Here is a 19,145-nt window from a genome sequence, read left to right as displayed (position 1 = left end):
CAACCAAGATACTAGGATCTCATTTAGAGAATGTCAACAATCAAAAAAATCTCCATTAGTGAATCAACCAAAGAGACACGCTTAGTCATCGAGAGTAACAAGGGTGGCAAAGAGACCATTGATCGCATAATGGAGGCTTATGGATTCAGTACAAAAATCTCTCTTTGTAATCATCTTGGCGTATCACAAAGTACCTTAGCTAACAGGTACTTAAGGGATACCATGCCCAATGATTGGGTTGTTATCTGTAATCTTGAAACAGGTGCAAAGCTTGAGTGGCTGCTGACAGGCAAAGGGCCAATGTTCGCTTCACTCAACGCATCACAACCATCTCAACTTGAGCTAACAACCATTAAAAATGGGAAACTGGAAAACCCAATTGAGGTATCTCTAAGCTCTGACTTGCTTCCTGATCATGTAAGCGATGCTTTTTTTATCAAAAATGACCAATCGGTGTTCGTCGTAGAAAGAGCATTCAATGTAATTAACGATGGAAAATGGGTAGTTGAGATTGATGGCCTAGTGAGTATCAGGGAGTTATATCGTTTGCCTGGTGGAAGATTGCGGGTCGAAAGCGGGCCATCGTCATTTGAGTGCCAAGCAGACGACATTAAAATTTTGGGCAAAGTAATTGGTATAACTGAGTTTATAGAATAAGGAGATTGAATATGAGTCAGTTCAGCGCATTTAATTACTCACAAAACAGAGACAAAGCTATTGCTAACCTCATTAATATTATTGAGGGAATGACCTGTGATGGAAAAATCAGCGAGAAGGAAATGATTTTTCTTGATACATGGCTGCTGGAATCAGAGGTTCTCTCACAGAACTACTATGTAAATTGCATAAGAGAAAAAATCTCTGACATCCTTTCTGACGGCATTGTGGAACAAAGCGAGCTGGATGATTTGAAAGAACTCTTACTCGAAATGCAGCGCGGTTTGATGGATACGCCAAACATTGACCTCTATTCGACGGATTCAGACAAACATCTTCTGGAAGGCTTATGCAAAGGGATGGCGTCTGATTATCATCTGAGTGATGAAGAAATCGGCTATCTTAACTGGTTCCTATCCACAAACGCCGCCCTCAAAAGCAATTATCCAGGCAAACATTTATATTCAATAGTTCAGTCAATCCTGTCTGATGGCGTCATTACAGAGGATGAGAGAGTATCGCTTCTGGAAGAAATCACAGCATTCACTGGCTCTAATATTTCAGAGGGTATTGTGGATGGATATTCCACAACATCCCCCGTCGATCTCATCGACCAGTTTTACCTGGAAGATAGCAAAGTGTGCCTCACAGGTAAGTTCCTTTGCGGTTCACGCCGTCAGTGTGAAGCAGATCTAGTTAAACTCGGATGCACAATATCCGATCGGGTAACCCAAGATTTAGACTACCTCATCATCGGAGCACTCAGCTCGAAGGATTGGAAATTTCAGAGTTTCGGCAGAAAAATTGAGCAGGCCATCGATTATCGAGACAACAAAGGCACCCCCCTTAAAATCCTTAGCGAGGAACACTGGCAGAGCCTAATGCGCGCAGCAGAACAAGGCTAAGCCATGGCAGTAAATAAATTAAGTAATGGAAAATGGCAGGCACAGGTTTTTCCTAATGGGCGAGATGGGCGGCGAGTGCGCCGCCAGTTTGCTACCAAAGGGGAAGCATTAGCATTTGAGCGCCACCTGAAAGAGCAGTCTCAAGAAAAGCCCTGGCTGGGTGAGAAGGTGGACAGACGCCGAGTCACTGATCTCGTTGAAACATGGTTCAATGCTCACGGCGTGACTCTGTCAGATGGAGTGAAACGAAAGGGGGCGATGGAGTTTGCCTGCTTGGCTATGGGCAACCCTTTAGCGACTGAGTTCAACGCAAAGCTTTTTGCAACCTACCGCGAGCAACGATTAAGCGGAAAAATCACCCGCTCAGATCGTGTGAAGTCCGTTACCCCACGCACAGTTAATCTTGAGCTAGCCTATTTCCGGGCCATGTTTAACGAACTGAAAAGGCTTGATGATTGGATAGCACCGAACCCTCTGGAGAATGTACGCGAGTTTAAGATCAGCGAATCAGAGATGGCATATCTCACCATTGAGGAAATCAAAACCCTACTCTCCGAATGTGAGAAAAGCCGATCTAAAGATCTCACAACTATTGTGAAAATCTGTCTGGCAACAGGGGCGCGATGGAGTGAGGCCGAAGGGCTGAAGGGAAACCAAATCCGCGTCGGTCAGATCATATATGTAAAAACGAAAGGCAAGAAAAATCGGGCGGTGCCGATAACTGAAAAATTACAGGCTGATTTACCATCAATCAGGGATGCGCAAATGCTCTTTAAACCTTGCTATTCAGCTTTCAGAAAGGCATTGCAGAGAGCCGGGATCGAGACGCCTGCCGGGCAGCTAACGCATGTTTTGCGCCACACCTTTGCGTCTCATTTCATGATGAACGGCGGCAACGTACTTGTACTTCAGCGGATATTGGGACACACCGACATCAAGGTCACGATGCGGTATGCACATTTTGCACCGGATCATTTGTCCGAAGCAATGTTACTCAATCCTCTGAATCAGATAGAGTTGTTAACCAAAGCAAAATCCTAAAATTTAAACAGAGGCTTCAGCTTTGTGAAGACATTAACAGCCAATTTATAATGCAAACTCTTTAAAATACTAAAACGGATTAAGAAATGAATCTTAGAAAGATAAAATGGGTAAATCATCCAGTATTAGGTGATCTGACATTAGATTTCATCAACCCTAAAACAGGAAAAGTATACAATACTATACTTTTAGCGGGTGAAAATGGAACAGGTAAATCAACAATTCTTGAATCAATTAGTACCTTTTTAAATTACGGTTCATATGAATATTTTGATTACATCGAGTATGAGGTTAATAGTGACATATATAGAACTGCAAATAATAGCGGAATTACATACACGAAAAACTTTTTCAATATAATCACACCAAATGGCGAAATCCATCCCATAACATATGATAGAATGTACGATGCTAGTAGTATAGGTTCAGACAATAAAGATTTGAGAAATTATGGCTGCGTATATTCCAGAGCGCGCGCAGATTATAAAACACAAAAAATAACTTCAACCACCATCAGTGAGCTTGATAAAAGCAAGCACGACATTGATACAGTTGAGGATTTTACCTCACTAAAACAGCTTATAATTGATATTGTAAATCAAGACAACTCAGCATATGTAGAAGAAAATAAAACGTTAGGCAATACCCCTAAGCCTTGGGATGTATTCTTTAAAACCTCAAAATTATTTAGATTTCAAAATGCATTTGACAATTTTTTTGAAAAGATTAAATATGGGCACGTTGATGATATTGATGATGAAAAAACTATCCTATTTAAAAAGAATAACAAACTAATTCCAGTTGATAAACTAAGCACTGGCGAAAAGCAAGTTGTATTCAGAGGTGCATTTTTACTGAGGAATACAAGCATACTAAATGGTGCATCAGTCATGATTGATGAACCTGAGTTGAGTATGCATCCTAAGTGGGAAAGAAAAATATTCAGCTACTACAAAAAATTATTCTCAATGAGTGGACAACAAACTGCTCAAATAATTTTCGCCACACACTCAGATCATGTTCTCAAAGAAGCTTTAATTGATACTATTAATAATCTTGTTATCACTTTAGTAGAAAGAAATGGCTTAATAAACTGTCAGCATATTAATGCCCCATCAGTGTTACCTTCAGTAACCAATGCTGAAACAACGTACTTAGCTTTCGATGTGGTTTCAAATGATTACCATATTGAGCTCTACGGATGGCTTCAAGATAAGGAAGGAAAAAATAAAGTTAAGGACTGTGATACTTTCATAAAATCTCACATTAAATACGATCCTTCTAAACATGCAAAGCAATCAGGTCATAATACAATTACGTATGATACACTTTGCACATATGTTAGAAACTGCATCCATCATCCAGATTCTGGGAATACTTTCACAGAGCAGGAATTGAGGACATCAATCGAGTTACTCATTGAGATGTGTAAATAATAATCTTTGCTAATTAAAGAATTGTATAGTTAGAATCCACTTAATGTACAGTGGGTTCTAACTTACAAGAGCAAATTTAAAAATATTACATTAATAATATTGAATTAATGACAGTTCTAAAGTTAATGTGCTTTACGAAAATTTTAGGTTTTAGGAATTGGCAGCAAAGTGGCAGCAGAGCTATTCACTATGCTTTCATATTTGGCATTATTCGATGCAGCAACTATCTGAAAACAAAGTAACTTATTGTTTTATAAGACTTCAGCTTGGGACTCATAATCGCTTGGTCGCTGGTTCAAGTCCAGCAGGGGCCACCAAATTTAAGCAGTAAATACATACAGTTAGGCCACTCTCGCGAGTGGCCTTTTTGTTTATTGATGTTTGAGTGTCGCAAAAGTGTCGCAGCAGTTGCTATTACAAGCTCATCTATCAGCGCCTCTATCACCATTCCTCTGATTTTCCTGCTGAAGCTTTTTAATCATCGGAATGAGCTTTTTCGCCTTTTCTTCTGCATAGTTGTCAAGATGAGGTTGCAAGCGCTCGTCAAATGATGTTTCTGACCGCTTTAGGAGTGTAGTTTCTGGGGGCACAAATTTACTCTTTCCGGGACTTTGATCAGCCATCAAAAGCCGCCCATCTTCCAGGGTAAAACTTAATTCCGCAAAAATATATTTGTGACCGCCAATGTATTCAAAGGCTCTTGCTTCAAAGGAGTGGCTGAACAATGTTCGATGGCCTTCAAGCATAAAATAATCTACCATTTGAGGGGTATTATCGATGAACTCTCTAATCTGAGGCGTTGATATGATTCCGGAAACATCACGTCCGTTTATAGAAACTTCAACAACTATTTGCTCTGGCGATTCAATCCACTTATTTTCAGACAAGCCTTCAAAATCTTCTCCTGGATAAGAGGAGGACCATGAGCCTTCAAGTGTCGGACTAGACATAACCCATTCTTTAGCAAGATTATAATTATCAATGAGTTGCTTGGAGTCCATAGTTGCCACCATGAACAAAGAAGATGCCACTACAGCAAGTACTGCCCACCATTTTTTAATAATTTGCATTTACCGTAACCAAAATTCCCAAAGATAGTATTAATTTACAGCGCGAAGGCACTAATTAGAAATAGTATATTAAACTCTCAATCAGGTTGTAATCTGAATACGATTTCATAAAGATGTGGCTTGCTATCGTGTAATGAAAATTAGCATTGAATCTTGATTACCATCGGGCATTGCTGAATGAATTACACACAATTTGGTTCGAATAATACTGAAAATTTTTTCAGTCTTTTTAAAATGCTGATCTCGGTTCAAACCCGCACCAACCACGGCTTTGCAGGTTTTTCTTTGTCTGCCGCCTATCGCGCCACTTGATCTTCCTTCCTCACATAAAATAGAAAATTCCCTTACTTATCTGTTGGTTGCGTTTTCGTTAGATCCTCCGCAGATCCATAAAACTGAAAAACACTGAAATTCTTTTCAATCTTTTCAGTTCTGGCTTTACGCAAAGCCGCCAGCACTGGCGCGGTCTGGCGGTCTGGTTTGTAGAAAAATAAAACTGAAAAATTTTTATGATCCAAAAACCGCAGGCGGGTGCGGTGTAGTGCGATTTTGGTCTGCGAAAGATTTTTTTTGCCATGCTGTGACGCGCCAGCGCTCTGCTGTGCGCACGATCTGTTTTAAGGGTGGCTCTGAGCGCCTCAAAAGACTGAACGCGGTACAGCGCCGCTGGCAGCGCGCAGCGATAGCCGCTTGTGAGGAAAGAAAAGAGATATCCCCGGCAGGGGATGAAGGGCATAAAAAAACCCGCTTTCGCGGGTAATGTTCTGGACAGGTTTACTTGCCAATCACCGGGGAGTATTTGCCGTTCAGCGTGTCCGCTTTTGTTCCGGTGTTCCGGATGGCTTCCGCGTTGGTCGGTGCTCCCGTATTGCTGTGCGTGTGGCTTGCCGTTTGCTCTGCCAGCTCTTTCACCACGTCGAGCGTGTCGAGCATCAGCTGCGCCACGTTGATTGTGCCAGAGCCAATCCACACTACCGGGGCAATAATCTGCTGTTGTACTGCCGCCACGCTTTTACGTATCTGGCCGATTTTCTCGATCAGGTCTTTACCCGTTGTGATGGTCTGGCTCCCGGCAATGTCCGTTTCATCATTGCCGCCGATACTCGCCACGCGGTTATTTACTGCCTGGCTGTAATCACCCGTGCATACCTGCTGAATGGCTCCGGCCAGCAGTGTGGACGTGCCCAGCACGGTAATTTTATCCGTGGCCTTAACCGTGGTTTCGCGGCTGACCAGCTCCCGCTGTTCTGTATCGGCCTGAACCACGCGTGCCATAGAAGTTTCACTGATCGTCTGGTCTGTCTGCCTCACCCAGTCACCCGCCTGGGTAACGCGCTGCGACACTTCCGCACGCTGCTGTTGCAGCTGTTCGCCAGGCTGGATATGCTCATTTTGCCCCAAATCATTTAGAATAAGCTCTATTACTCAATCCTTTGGTAAAAAGATTATGAATATAGAACTAAAAATAACATTATGGGCGCTTGCATGCGCGTATGCTTTAGGAAATTCTTTTATTTACTCATGGACATTTTGGACGGCATTTGACATTGACATATTGCAATTCGCCTCTTTAACAGACTTGATCCCTTCGATTATTTATAACCTGACTATTCCTTTTGTTATAGTGGTTTTGGCCGTTATAGTCGCTGAAGTTTGGATTAGGCTAAAAACAAGAATTGAAGAAATTATAGATGCGTATCTGTCCTCATACATAAAAAACTATGAAAAAGTTAAGCTGATGTCTAGTCTTATAGCTAGTTTTATATTTGCTATAATAGGAGTCATAGGAGCTATCTATAGTTTTAAAACAATACCTCCCCGCCCATCATCAGAAGATTTCCCTTGGTTAGATGTATTAAAAATCGGCGTACCTATTCCGTTAACCTTCTTTATTATTTATATAATCATTGAAAACACTTCGTTCTTTTCAAACATTAAATACAGGAGATTAGTAATATTTTGCTTGTGCATTGTCCCTGTAACGAGCTATTTTTGGGGCGTGATAAACTCCCAAAAGATTAAACAAGGTAAAAATACCTTCATAGTTAAATCAGACACTCAATGTAAATCAACACCTGGAACACAGTTTCGATATATATCTTCTGTATCTGACAAAGCATTTGCCTTATCTTTAAGAGACGGTTCAGTCTGTATATTCAAATATAACAATCTTGAATTAATACCAGAAATCAATTATCACTACACGATATCGCTTGAAAGCAAGGCAATCTAAAAGTGTCGCAAGAGTGTCGCAACAACTTAATGATATTGGCATATATAGGTGGACATTGGTTTTTTAAGTAACTGATTTTACGCTAACTTATTGTTTTTACTTTGCCTGTTATGGTTCTCATAATCGCTTGGTCGCTGGTTCAAGTCCAGCAGGGGCCACCAAATTTTTCAATGAGTTACAGAAAAATTCTTTAAGTGACACTTCAGCCAGGATACCTATAGGATACCGTAGTTAAGTAATCAGGAGTATCTTTGTAAATATCCTTGCCATTGCTACACACCTCCCAATTTTACAAAAGCAGGATTCTTGATGAACGTATTCATAAGTTGGTCTGGCGATACAAGTCATCGTGTTGCAAAAGTGCTAAGGGGCTGGATACCTAGTGTTATTCAAGCCGTTGAGCCTTATGTTTCTTCAGAAGATATTGACAAAGGGACCAGATGGTCCAGTGACATAGCGACAGAACTTGATAAATCATCTTATGGTATTATTTGTCTTACAAAACAGAATATTCACGCACCATGGATCAATTTTGAAGCTGGTGCATTAGGAAAAAGTGTTGATAAAAGCAAGGTCAGCCCTTTTCTATTTCGAATGAATCCATCAGATGTCAATGGACCACTCTTACAATATCAGTCAACTCGGCATGAAAAAGATGACATCTATAAACTGATGATGTCCATCAACACCTCCTGTGGTGAGCAGACCCTTGATAATGAGAGGTTAAGTAAGATATTTGAAGTTTGGTGGCCAAATTTAGAGCAAAATTTGAAGGATATTCCTCAAGAGGTAGTTGAGCAGCCAGCAACTAAACAAGGCACAGGAAAATCAGCAGATCTAGAGAGATTCTCTAAAATCTTTGAAGAATTATTAGATCTTAGCCGAACCAATCATCAACTGTTGCGCTCTCCTGAAGCAATTTTACCTAAAGATTATTTAGATTATATTTTAACCAATGTTAATAAAGATCTTTCAGGAGAATTGCCAGACGTCATTAGTGATGCCGTGGATAGACTAAAGGATCTGGAAACAACAGTGCTTGAATTGGAGCTTTCGACAGATATAAATCTTTCTGAATTAAGAAAATCAATCGAAGTTCTTAAACGGCCAATAAATTACTTATCTAGTAGTTACGGCGGCGCTAAAAGGCTCCGTTCGAGAAGATTAATTAGACAAACTAACTGATATAATCAGGCACACATCGTGTGCCTGATTCATTAACCATTTAATACATTGATTTTTGGTATTTTTTTCATAAAAATATTATCAACAAGCTCATTTTATGCTTAGTCACTTCCTTCCAAAATTGGTTCTAGCGGACGCCAAAATAATCACGCCCATGGTCCGATAATACGTTGTATTTGTCGTTTTACCATCTATCAGATACCGTTAAATCTCGCCAACCTTTTTTTATGGCTCACACTCGTCTCAAATACAAAATCCTCATGCTCAGCCTGAAATGTTCCAATTGCCATTAGCGCTGATACTGCTGGGTCAATCTTGTTGGAAGACTTCTTCTTGTTGGGTTTGATACCCAGCTCAAGCGCGGAATAAACGCCGTTATCCGGGTGAAGGTGGTATTCATCGACAATCGCCAAGCTGGGGTTAGTCCCCTCAATGGTGGCCGTTTTGCCGCCAGCGGCTTTAACAGGCTGTTGCTCTTCGGGAAAATGACCTTATGCGCCTGAATACTGACGCGCTTTTTTAGCGGTTTTGACAGCAGGCACATCTGGCGGGCATCGTCGAACACGATTCGGGCCTGATCCCGGCTCACCGCAGCCGTGTAGATATCCTGCTGGCCCTTCTCCATCACCAGAAACCAGTTAGCCAGCATGGCGGCCACGGTGGACTTGGCATTCTTGCGCGGCACCTCAATATTGCCGCCAGTTCCCTTCAGAACCGCTACGCGCGCGGCACCATCTCCTACGACTTCGCGGTACAATGTGCACTGGACACAGGGGCCAGCCTGCGCTGGTTGATGACCGGACAAGGTGCCCAGTTTGAAGGTAACCCTGCACCTGGCGATCCCGTTGCTGTTGTTACATTCACTCTCAGTGATGGTCAGCTGGAAGAAAATTCCACTTTGAGTATCGATTCACATCTCTTTAGCAAACCGCTCACTCGCGGTATCGCAGTCCGGTCTGAGGCAAAGCTCCACTTTGTTGAAAAAGGGGCGCCATTAACCGACGGGCTATGGCTGGTTGAGATTGAAGGCACTATCAGTCTTCGTGATTTAACCCTGCTGCCGGGGAAAAAACTCCACGTCGCGGGCGGCAAAGTCCCCTTTGAATGCGGTATCGATGAGATAAAAACACTGAGCCGTGTGGTGGGCATCTACAGCGAGGTGAACTGATGGCGGGTCGTATGGTACGTATAGCATCATTCGATTTCGCTATGCAGGGCATTCAGCCTTAGGTATTCCTTCAGGACTGGCAGAACAAGAACCGGGGCCAACGCTCCCCCGCCAGCCTTTCGGCTTCCTGTTCGTGCCACTCTTCTTCACAAACCCTAAAAACTAAAGAAATCCCCCATCGCGCCGATCATCATCCGTGTGTATTATTTCCTGTAGCGTTTACAACAATTAACCTTAACTCAAATACTTAAGCGCCAAAGCGAAAGGCATCATGAGCACACCGATCAAACGGCTAGAAATCATAAAAAATGCGATTGAGCTGGAAGACGACGACATCATCCAGAGCCAGCTGACACGGCTGAAAAATGAAGCGTTTGACGATGAGCTACAGGCAATCGTCGCGGCGCTTGAGCAGAAAAACTATACCGTTGCCATGGCGGCGATCGCTGCCTGGCTACAGGGCCAGCGCGCCATGACGCAATGGCGTGACCCGCAGGTGGCGGCCAGCAAGATGGAGCTGAAAGCGCTGGAAGAGCGCCTCAGGGATTTGATTGACCGTCGCAATGCCCGCGTGCAACAGCTCGATGAATTCAACGATCTCTATTTCTCCCGCCTCGGACCGCTGATGCAGCAGATCCTCGCCCTGCGTAAAACGCTGGCGGAGCTGAACCTGCGACGTCAGCAGGCGGAGGCGCGTCGACGTGAGGAAGATTACCGTCGCTGCCAGCGCTATATGGCGCAGGCGGTGGAGGTGCTGGCGATGCTGACCCAGCGCTGGCGCGATCTGCCTGCGGATTCCGTACAGGCCGCCGAGGCGCGTAAGCAACTGCAGCAGCAAAGCAATCTGATTGCTAACCTGCTGGCCGAAGCGCTGGAGCTGGAGAGTGGCTTAACGCGCGAAGAAGAGCCTGCACGTCAGGCGCGCGACGAAGCCAATGAAGAGTACGAGAAATACCGCGAGCAGCATCACGATGCCGAAATGCGTCTGCGTAAAGGCAAGAACCTCTCCGAGGAAGATCAGAACGAACTGAAGCGTCTCTGGCGTCAGGCGAGCAAGCTCTGCCATCCGGACCTGGTCGCTGACGATCTGAAAGAAGAAGCCAACGCGATGATGGTGCAACTCAACCAAGCCAAACAGCGTGGTGACGTTAAAGCCATTCGTTCGCTGGTGGCACGTCTGCAGCAGGGCTTTGAGCCGCTGATGGCCAGCGACAGGCTGAACGATCTGGAACGTATCCGCAAAAAAATGGCGCAGGTTCGCGAGCAGATTGACACGTTAGTGAACGAGCTGGCGGAGCTGGAGAAAGAGGAGTCCTGGCTGCTGGTCTCGTCGCTAAGCAATATGGAAACCTACTTTGCCCAGCAGGAGAAGGCGCTGCACGACGTTCGCGCCTCGCTCGAACATCAGGTGAGCGAAGCGCAGCTGGAGTCCGCAGCCTGATTATTTAGCGTGCCAGTATGCACTGGCACGCACCAGCTGCTGGTCGATTGCGTCGGTTTCAAACTGACGGCTCAGGTTTTTCACCACCTTCCCTTCCCCGGTCAGCCAGATAAAATAATCTTCCGCAGGCACCGTCAACGCCGCCAGACGCTCGGCCACCGCCTGTTCGCTGTGGCCGACAACCCAGGTGATGTTGAACGCGCTCAGATGGGCCAGATAGTCCTGATACGACGCATCACCGACCGTCACCACCGCATGAATGTCCGGGCGAACCGGCAGTGTTGCGATGCTTTCCAGGCGACGGCGCAGCGCGGGCATGCCGGATTCATCGCACACGTACAGTTGCCAGGCATAATCTTCCGGCACAACCAGCGAACCGCGCGGGCCGCCAATCGTGAGCGTGTCACCCACTTTTGCCTCTGTCGCCCAGTGACTGGCAACGCCGCCATCGTGTATGAAGAAATCGAGCACCAGCTCATGCCGTTCGGCATCGTACAGAGGTGTATAGTCTCGCGCCTGCGGACGCACACCGTCGCCCCAGTCGATACCTTCATCGGTAACAACCGGTGGTACAAAGGTCGCCCCCGGGGCCGGGAAAAACACTTTTGTGTGGTCGTCGAAACCGCGAGAGCTAAAGCCCTCCAGCGCCTCGCCGCCTAAAACAATGCGCTGGAAACCTGCGCTGACACGCTCAACGCGAAGCACGTCCAGCTTGCGAAAACGGAGATCATTACGAACACGTTGTGGGTAACGGGTGGATGTCATGGTGAGACCCTTCTCAGGTGAATACGATATATCTAAATCAATTTTAAATGATAATGATTGCTAATCAGCAAGAATGCAAGATCTTTTAGATTGCATCTGAATATATCTAAGATATAGTTTAGATATATCAATTTGAAGGGATGAGTATGCGAAACGAACACGACGGCGGCGGACGCCGACCACGCTTTTTTGGTCACGGCGATCTGCGTCTGGTGATACTGGATATCCTGACCCACAACGCGAGCCATGGCTACGAGTTGATCAAGGCGATCGAGAACATGACGCAGGGGAATTACACCCCAAGCCCTGGCGTTATCTACCCGACCCTCGATTACCTTCAGGATCAGACCTATATCACCATCACCCAAGAAGAGAATGGCCGCAAGAGAATTGCGATTACCGTGGCCGGCCAGCAGTGGCTGGATGAAAATCAGGAGCAGCTGGCGCAGATTCAGGCGCGTATTAAAGCGCGCTCCGTCGGCTTCCAGCTGAGAAAAAACCCGCAAATGAAGCGGGCTCTGGATAACTTCAAAGCGGTGTTAGACCTGAAGGTGAACCAGGGCGAACTCAGCGATGCGCAGCTCAAGCAGATCATCGGCGTGATCGACCGCGCAGCGCTGGAGATCTCCCAGCTGGATTAAGCCAGTACGCGATCGCTCACGCGGAAGACGCGGACAAGGTCTTTCAGGTGCATCGCCTGTTCGTTCAGGGACGCTGCTGCCGCGACAGACTCCTCCACCAGGGCGGAGTTCTGCTGCGTGGTGGCATCAATCAGACCAATCGCGCTGTTAATTTGCGAGATCCCTTCCGTCTGCTCATGGCTGGCCTGGCGGATCTCACGCAGAATGACGTCCATCTCTTCCACGTTGCCGACCATACCGTTAATCAACTCGCTCGCTTTCTCGACCAGGTTCATCCCGTCCTGCGTCTGGCTGGTAGAACTTTCGATCAGCTGACGAATTTCACTGGCAGATGACGCACTCTTCTGCGCAAGCTGACGCACTTCGCCCGCCACCACCGCAAAACCACGACCGTGCTCGCCCGCACGTGCCGCTTCCACCGCCGCGTTCAGCGCCAGAATGTTGGTCTGGAAAGCGATGGCATCGATCAGGTCGATGATGTCGGACATCCGGTTAGAGGTCTCGTTAATCAGGCGCATTTTGCTGGTGACCTGCTTCATCATCTCGCCGTTGTTTTTGACCACCATGGCGGCGTCCGCCGAGAGGTGAGTTGCTTCTCCGGTGTGTGAGGCGGTGTTTTTTACCGTCGCCGTGATCTGCTCCATCGAGGCAGCGGTCTGTTCAACAGAGCTGGCCTGCTCTTCGGTGCGCGCGGCAAGATCCTGGTTCCCCGCGACAATCTGCGCGGCGGCACTCGAGATATTCTCCGAACCGGTCTGGACCTGCTGCACAATGTCCAGCAGACGCGTTTTCATCTCCATCAGCGCATGCAGCAGCAGGCCGGTTTCGTCTTTACCGTGCGGCGTGATGCTGCCGGTCAGATCGCCTTCGGCAATGGCTTTTGCAAAATCCACTGCCTGGCCCAGCGGACGCGTGATTGAGCGCACGATAAACCAGCCAATCAGGCTGCCGGTCGCGACGCTAAAGAGCGTGATCAGGATCAGCAGCAGGCGGTTCGATTTGAAATCGCCCTCGACCTGCACTCCTGCGCTTTGCATTTCCTGGTTCTGAATCGCGATCAACGCCTGCACGTTGGCTTTATAGGCCTGCTGTAGCTTCAGGGTGTTGGTCATCATCTCCTGAATAGCGCCCGCCCGATCGTTATTCTGCACCGCCTGCAAAATGCGATAACGCGAGTCCAGATACTGCTGACGCACGCCGCGTATCTCAGCAAGAACCCGCTGTGATTCAGGATCCTGCAGCGCAGTATTCAGCTCGCCGAGGATCACCGTAATCTGTTCGCTGATCGCTTTAAGACGCTGCTGTGACTGCGCTGTATACGTTCCCTGTTCATCCAGTAACATCAGCTGCTGAGTGCCAATAAATTCCTGGAAGTTGTCGATTAACTGGTTCGCTTTTACCGTGGTCGGATAATCACGGGTAATGATGGATTGCATTCCGTTGTTCGCCCGGTTCAGGCTTAGCAAGGATAAACTCGCACTGACCACCATCAGGACAATAAAGAATCCAAACGCCAGAAATAATTTCGTGCCGATCTTTACGTCATGTAAGAACATATTTTCTCCATCGATGTGATTATTTCTCAGACGATCACCGTTATCGGTAACGAAACCGCTAACTTTATGACTTTGATCGTTTTTTTATTTCATAACCACGACAATGGATAGGTGTAGGCTATTAATATCCGTAAATCGATCGTTACACCACCCTCTGATGAGGCATTTTCAAAATAGCATCGGGGAAAACGGACTTAGGCTGGGGTAAATATCTGATGTGCTTTCTTTAGTTATTTAATATAAAGTTAACAACAAAAGACATTAATAATTACATTCAGAAAAAATAAAGCCGCTTATTCCTGATGAAATAAACGGCTTTCTGGAACCTTACTGGCTCAATGGAGCACGGTTACCGCATCCTTAAGACGCCCGGCGCGATGCTTCACCATTGCGGATATGTGGGCACTTTCCTCAACCAGATCGGCATTTTTCTGCGTGATGCTGTCCAGCTCGGCCACCGCACGGGTGAGCTCTGACAAGCCGGTAGCCTGTTCAGAGGTCGAGTGGCTGATCTGCGCGATAAGCTGCGTCACGTTTTTCACCTGCTCGACGATATCATCCATTGTACGGCCGGCGGCATGAACCTGCTCAGAGCCGGACTGCACCTTGCTGGCGCTGGCATCAATCAGCTTGCGAATATCGTTGGCTGCACTGGCGCTACGGCTGGCGAGATGGCGCACTTCGCCGGCGACAACCGCAAAGCCTTTCCCCTGCTCACCGGCTCTTGCCGCCTCCACCGCCGCATTCAGCGCCAGAATATTGGTCTGAAACGCGATGTCGTTAATAAGGGAGGTAATCGAGCCAATCCGCTGCGTGCTATCCGCGATGTCATCCATGGTTTTCACCACCGTCTGCATCGCGTTTCCGCCTTTGGTCGCCGCGCTGCTGGCGGCCACTGACAGCTTGTCCACTTCGGCGGCGGTTTCTGAATTACTCTGCACGGAGGCGGCCATCTGGTTCATTGTCGCCACGGTCTGCTGCACATTGGCCACGGTCTGACGCGTCCGATCGTTCAGATCTTCATTCCCCTTTGCCAGCCTGTCGCTGCCATCACGCACGCTCACCACCTGGCTTGACACATCGTTAATCAACCAGCGGCACATCAGCCCCAGCTGCCCTACCGCACGCAGGGTCAACCCCAGCTCGTCGCTGCGGTTCAGGTGCTGCACGCTGTTGCGCTCGCCGGTGGCGACTTTCAGCGCCTGACGCGCCACGTTTTCGATCGGACGAACAATCTGCTGCTCAAACAGCAGCGTGCCCAGCAGCATGACTACCGCGGCGGCAGCCAGCGGGTACGCACCCGCGGAGGTGGCCACCAGCGTGGCAGCCAGCACCGCAAACAGCCCCGCCATCACGCTGCGCACACGCCAGCGCAGCGGCATTGCCGGAAGTTTCCCCAGCCAGCCTTTACTTACCACCAGTCCTTTATGAATACGTTTCTTGCAGCGCCCGTCATTCAAAGCCCGATAGAGCGGCTCCACGCCAGCAATCTCTTCTGCCGTGGCTTTGGTGCGAATCGACATATAGCCCGTCACCTGCCCGTGACGCACCATCGGCACCGCGTTGGCGCGCACCCAGTAGTGGTCGCCATTTTTACGTCGGTTTTTGACAATGCCGCTCCACGGCTCGCCCTTTTGCAGGGTGTACCACATATCGGCAAACGCCGCTTTTGGCATATCGGGGTGGCGCACCAGATTGTGCGGCTGGCCCATCAGCTCATCAAGCTGATAGCCACTCACCTGCACAAAGGTGTCGTTGGCGTGGGTCAGGTAACTGTGGATATCGGTGGTCGACATTAAGGTGGTGTCATCGTCCAGAGGATATTCATTCTGGGTGACAAAGGTTGGAGCGGACATCGTGAGCATCCCTTGCAGGTTATTTGAATGTTAATTTTGTGGATTAATGTTTTTTCGGCGGTAAAGAATTTATCTTTAGTTGTTAAAGTTGATAGAGATCGCAGATTTCACTTAAACCGCACTTTTTGTGAGATTTTATAATTCATTGATTTCAAATACTTTCACAGAGAAATTACCTGCAGAGTATGACGCGTTAACGCCCACTTAAGTCGCAGCGTCTGCACTCTATAAGTGCAATTGCCTCTTGTTCGCACCTCCCCAGCCTTTTCCGCCGTACCGCTAAATCCCGTATCGGTTATATCGGCATGATTAAATTTTGCGCAACATAATGTTAACCTGGTGTTTATCCTGATTTTCGTTAAGGCATCTGAAGTGGCGTAATCCCTGCAATACTTAATCCAGTATCATGTGATACGCGATCCCCGGGAGCACATTTTGAACAGGTTACCTTCCAGCGCCTCGGCTCTTGCCTGTACCGCGCACGCACTGAATCTCATTGAGAAGCGAACGCTTGATCATGAGGAGATGAAACAACTTAACCGAGAGGTCATCGATTACTTTAAAGAGCATGTCAATCCAGGGTTTTTGGAGTATCGCAAATCTGTTACCGCCGGCGGGGATTACGGAGCCGTAGAGTGGCAAGCGGGAAGTCTTAATACGCTTGTCGACACCCAGGGACAGGAGTTTATAGATTGCCTGGGTGGTTTTGGAATTTTCAACGTGGGGCACCGTAATCCAGTTGTGGTTTCCGCCGTACAGAATCAACTTGCGAAACAACCTCTCCATAGCCAGGAACTGCTCGATCCACTTCGCGCTATGCTCGCGAAAACGCTCGCGGCCTTAACGCCCGGCAAACTGAAGTACAGCTTCTTTAGCAACAGCGGCACGGAATCGGTCGAAGCGGCGATTAAACTCGCCAAAGCGTACCAGTCGCCGCGCGGCAAATTCACGTTTATCGCCACCAGCGGCGCGTTCCACGGAAAATCCCTGGGCGCACTGTCGGCTACCGCCAAATCTACCTTCCGCAAACCGTTTATGCCGCTGCTGCCGGGCTTCCGCCACGTGCCGTTTGGTGACATTAGCGCTATGCGCACCATGCTGAGCGAATGCCGTAAAACCGGCGACGACGTGGCAGCGGTGATCCTGGAGCCTATTCAGGGTGAGGGTGGCGTGATCCTGCCCCCGCAGGGCTATCTGCCTGCTGTGCGTCAGTTGTGCGATGAGTTTGGCGCACTGCTGATCCTCGACGAAGTCCAAACCGGGATGGGGCGTACGGGCAAGATGTTTGCCTGCGAGCATGAGAACGTCCAGCCGGACATTCTCTGTCTGGCAAAAGCGCTGGGCGGCGGCGTGATGCCGATTGGCGCGACGGTGGCAACCGAAGAGGTCTTCTCGGTGCTGTTCGATAACCCGTTCCTGCACACCACTACGTTTGGCGGTAACCCGCTGGCCTGCGCGGCCGCGCTGGCGACCATCAACGTGCTGCTGGATCAAAACCTGCCTGCACAGGCGGAACAGAAAGGCGATATGCTGCTGGACGGTTTCCGCCAGCTGGGCCGGGAATATCCGGATCTGGTGCAGGATGCGCGGGGTAAAGGGTTGCTAATGGCCATTGAGTTTGTCGACAACGAAATCGGCTACAGCTTCGCGAGCGAGATGTTCCGCCAGCGTGTCCTGGTTGCCGGAACGCTCAACAACTCGAAGACCATTCGCATTGAACCGCCGCTGACGCTGACGGTTGAACAGTGTGAGCAGGTGCTGAAAGCGGCGCGTAAAGCGCTGGCAGCCCTGCGGGTAAGCGTGGAAGAAGCGTGATATCCCCTCCCCCTCCTGACGGAGGGGGCGTTTTTAGCGGTGAAACTCCGCCACCGTCATGGTAAACCGCAACACATTTTCGCCCTCATTCGCGTAGCCGTGTGCCGCTTCCGTTTTCGCCACCGCCGAAGCGCCTGCCGCCACCTGCGTCACCGCCTCTTCGACCGTCAGGGTCAATCCTCCCTCAGTGACATGCAGCAGCTCAAACGTTCCCGCCGGATGCCCCGGTGAGGTAAAACGCTCCCCCGGATGCATCACCCACTGCCAGAGTTCAATCATATCCGGGCCAGACGTGCCCGCGAGCAGCCGGGCATATCCGCCCTGTGGGCCCTGCCACAGAACCGGGATCGCCGCTGCTTCTATGACGTGCACCCGCGGCTCGCTGGAGACGTTTACGATATCCGCCACCGAAACGCCCAGCGCGGCAGCCAGCTTGCAGAGAATGGCAATGCTGGGATTCGCCGCCCCTTTTTCAATCTCCACCAGCATGCCTTTGCTGACGCTGGCGCGGCGTGAAAGCTCATCCAGCGACAGTTTTTTCTCTTTGCGCCAGTTGCGAATGCGGGTGGCGACGGCCAGGCTTACCTGGGCGATATCGGCACCCGAATCGGTCATTATATTGACTTTATCAGTCATTGGTCACTACCATAGTATAAAACAGTCAATACAGGATTATTTATGTCTCTCGTTACGCCGTCAATAGACCCGCGTCTTGCCGGGATTGCCCCCGGCTTTCGGGCGCTGAGCATTCTGGTTGAAGCCGCCCCGATAACCCAGCCGGACGTGGCCTCTGCCGCGCTGGCACAGGCCTGCCAGCAGGTCCTCACTGATGATGTCGTCTGGGCGGAAGCGCACCTCAGCGCCTGGGATGACGTGTTCAGGGCATTTGGTGCGAAACCGAAACGCACGCCCTGCTCGGCATCGGCCCTGCGTAAGCGAGTGCTGAAAGAGGGCGCACTGCCCCCGCTCGATCCAGTGGTCGATATTTACAATGCCATCAGCATTCGTTACGCCATTCCCGTCGGGGGTGAGAACCTTGCCGCTTATGCAGGCGCACCGCGTCTGACGCTTGCCGAAGGTAATGAACCGTTTGATACCCTGAAAGAGGGCCAGCCGGTTATCGAATACCCGGATGCGGGCGAAGTTATCTGGCGCGATGATATTGGCGTCACCTGCCGTCGCTGGAACTGGCGCCAGGGCGTGCGTACACGTCTCGATAGCCAGGCGCAACACATGTGGTTTATTCTCGAAAGTCTGCCGTCGATGCCGTTATCGGCGTTGCAGGAGGCTGGCGATGAGTTAGTCAGCAACCTGCAGCGGCTGATGCCGGGCTCCACTGCTCACCTTCAACTGATTGAACTCTAAAAGGATAAGCG

General features: G+C 48.7%; 17 protein-coding genes and 3 pseudogenes. 12 read left to right on the top strand and 8 right to left on the bottom strand.

Annotated elements, in window-relative coordinates; translation table 11 throughout:
- Positions 1-30: 30 nt before the first annotated feature.
- From L466_RS17735 to L466_RS17750, 4 genes are all read left to right on the top strand, one after another.
- Positions 31-657 carry a phage repressor protein CI gene (locus L466_RS17735; RefSeq protein WP_032680240.1) on the top strand — a complete coding sequence of 209 codons (627 nt, stop codon included), beginning with the start codon at positions 31-33 and terminating at the stop codon, positions 655-657.
- Between the two features lie 11 nt (positions 658-668).
- Entirely contained in the window at positions 669-1,562 is an 894-nt protein-coding gene (locus L466_RS17740) for a BRCT domain-containing protein (protein ID WP_032680239.1), read from the top strand.
- Between the two features lie 3 nt (positions 1,563-1,565).
- Entirely contained in the window at positions 1,566-2,603 is a 1,038-nt protein-coding gene (locus tag L466_RS17745; RefSeq protein WP_032680238.1) for a phage integrase, read from the top strand.
- A gap of 86 nt (positions 2,604-2,689) precedes the next feature.
- Positions 2,690-4,039: an AAA family ATPase gene (locus tag L466_RS17750; protein WP_032680236.1), complete on the top strand. Its 1,350-nt coding sequence runs from the start codon at positions 2,690-2,692 to the stop codon at positions 4,037-4,039.
- Positions 4,040-4,461: 422 nt separating this feature from the next.
- Here the strand turns inward: L466_RS17750 and L466_RS0122285 are convergent, their stop codons facing one another.
- On the bottom strand, positions 4,462-5,109 hold the full coding sequence (locus L466_RS0122285; RefSeq protein WP_155962748.1) for a hypothetical protein: 648 nt from the start codon (positions 5,107-5,109) through the stop codon (positions 4,462-4,464).
- 177 nt (positions 5,110-5,286) lie between these two features.
- On the opposite strand from L466_RS0122285, the gene L466_RS23905 reads away from it, so the two are divergent.
- Positions 5,287-5,421: a hypothetical protein gene (locus tag L466_RS23905; protein ID WP_255320647.1), complete on the top strand. Its 135-nt coding sequence runs from the start codon at positions 5,287-5,289 to the stop codon at positions 5,419-5,421.
- A 58-nt stretch (positions 5,422-5,479) separates the two neighbouring features.
- Here the strand turns inward: L466_RS23905 and L466_RS23575 are convergent, their stop codons facing one another.
- Complete coding sequence (locus tag L466_RS23575) at positions 5,480-5,845, bottom strand: hypothetical protein (RefSeq protein WP_155962746.1); 366 nt, start codon at positions 5,843-5,845, stop codon at positions 5,480-5,482.
- 38 nt (positions 5,846-5,883) lie between these two features.
- Positions 5,884-6,492: pseudogene (locus tag L466_RS17755) on the bottom strand (hypothetical protein); the annotation flags it as partial.
- Between the two features lie 64 nt (positions 6,493-6,556).
- Here L466_RS17755 and L466_RS17760 point away from each other — a divergent pair.
- Together L466_RS17760 and L466_RS22735 are read left to right on the top strand one after the other, a co-directional pair.
- Entirely contained in the window at positions 6,557-7,342 is a 786-nt protein-coding gene (locus L466_RS17760; RefSeq protein WP_032680234.1) for a hypothetical protein, read from the top strand.
- 309 nt (positions 7,343-7,651) lie between these two features.
- Entirely contained in the window at positions 7,652-8,527 is an 876-nt protein-coding gene (locus tag L466_RS22735; RefSeq protein ID WP_050594859.1) for a TIR domain-containing protein, read from the top strand.
- A 344-nt stretch (positions 8,528-8,871) separates the two neighbouring features.
- On the opposite strand, the pseudogene L466_RS22925 reads toward L466_RS22735, so the two are convergent.
- Positions 8,872-9,221: pseudogene (locus L466_RS22925) on the bottom strand (terminase large subunit domain-containing protein); the annotation flags it as partial.
- On the opposite strand from L466_RS22925, the pseudogene L466_RS0122270 reads away from it, so the two are divergent.
- Together L466_RS0122270 and L466_RS17765 are read left to right on the top strand one after the other, a co-directional pair.
- Positions 9,201-9,695 (top strand): annotated as a pseudogene (locus L466_RS0122270) (helix-turn-helix domain-containing protein); the annotation flags it as partial. The pseudogenes L466_RS22925 and L466_RS0122270 overlap by 21 nt on opposite strands.
- Positions 9,696-9,966: 271 nt before the next feature.
- Positions 9,967-11,136: a coiled-coil domain-containing protein gene (locus tag L466_RS17765; protein ID WP_032680232.1), complete on the top strand. Its 1,170-nt coding sequence runs from the start codon at positions 9,967-9,969 to the stop codon at positions 11,134-11,136.
- Here L466_RS17765 and L466_RS17770 read toward each other — a convergent pair whose 3' ends face one another.
- Entirely contained in the window at positions 11,137-11,901 is a 765-nt protein-coding gene (locus tag L466_RS17770; RefSeq protein ID WP_032680231.1) for a siderophore-interacting protein, read from the bottom strand.
- 146 nt (positions 11,902-12,047) lie between these two features.
- Between L466_RS17770 and L466_RS17775 the strand changes: the two genes are divergently transcribed.
- The gene (locus L466_RS17775; protein ID WP_032680230.1) at positions 12,048-12,542 is read left to right on the top strand and encodes a PadR family transcriptional regulator; all 495 of its coding nucleotides are present in this window, start codon (positions 12,048-12,050) and stop codon (positions 12,540-12,542) included.
- Here L466_RS17775 and L466_RS17780 read toward each other — a convergent pair.
- Positions 12,539-14,098 carry a methyl-accepting chemotaxis protein gene (locus tag L466_RS17780; protein ID WP_032679007.1) on the bottom strand — a complete coding sequence of 520 codons (1,560 nt, stop codon included), beginning with the start codon at positions 14,096-14,098 and terminating at the stop codon, positions 12,539-12,541. The genes L466_RS17775 and L466_RS17780 overlap by 4 nt on opposite strands.
- A gap of 335 nt (positions 14,099-14,433) precedes the next feature.
- Positions 14,434-15,954 (bottom strand): methyl-accepting chemotaxis protein, encoded by a 1,521-nt coding sequence (locus L466_RS17785; RefSeq protein WP_032680229.1) that lies wholly within the window; start codon positions 15,952-15,954, stop codon positions 14,434-14,436.
- 435 nt (positions 15,955-16,389) lie between these two features.
- Between L466_RS17785 and ygjG the strand changes: the two genes are divergently transcribed.
- Positions 16,390-17,769, top strand: coding sequence for a putrescine aminotransferase (ygjG, locus tag L466_RS17790; RefSeq protein ID WP_020883590.1), 1,380 nt, complete (start codon positions 16,390-16,392; stop codon positions 17,767-17,769).
- Between the two features lie 33 nt (positions 17,770-17,802).
- Here the strand turns inward: ygjG and L466_RS17795 are convergent, their stop codons facing one another.
- Complete coding sequence (locus L466_RS17795) at positions 17,803-18,405, bottom strand: helix-turn-helix domain-containing protein (RefSeq protein ID WP_032680228.1); 603 nt, start codon at positions 18,403-18,405, stop codon at positions 17,803-17,805.
- 42 nt (positions 18,406-18,447) lie between these two features.
- Here L466_RS17795 and L466_RS17800 point away from each other — a divergent pair, with 42 nt between their 5' ends.
- Positions 18,448-19,134, top strand: a complete 687-nt coding sequence (locus L466_RS17800; RefSeq protein WP_032680227.1) for a B3/B4 domain-containing protein — start codon at positions 18,448-18,450, stop codon at positions 19,132-19,134.
- Positions 19,135-19,145 lie beyond the last annotated feature (11 nt).

It is taken from the genome of Enterobacter sp. BIDMC 30 (assembly GCF_000534355.1).
GTDB classification, from domain to species: Bacteria; Pseudomonadota; Gammaproteobacteria; order Enterobacterales; family Enterobacteriaceae; genus Enterobacter; species Enterobacter ludwigii.
Note: the sequence above shows the minus strand (reverse complement) of the source record. Positions and strands in the feature narration are given on the sequence as shown.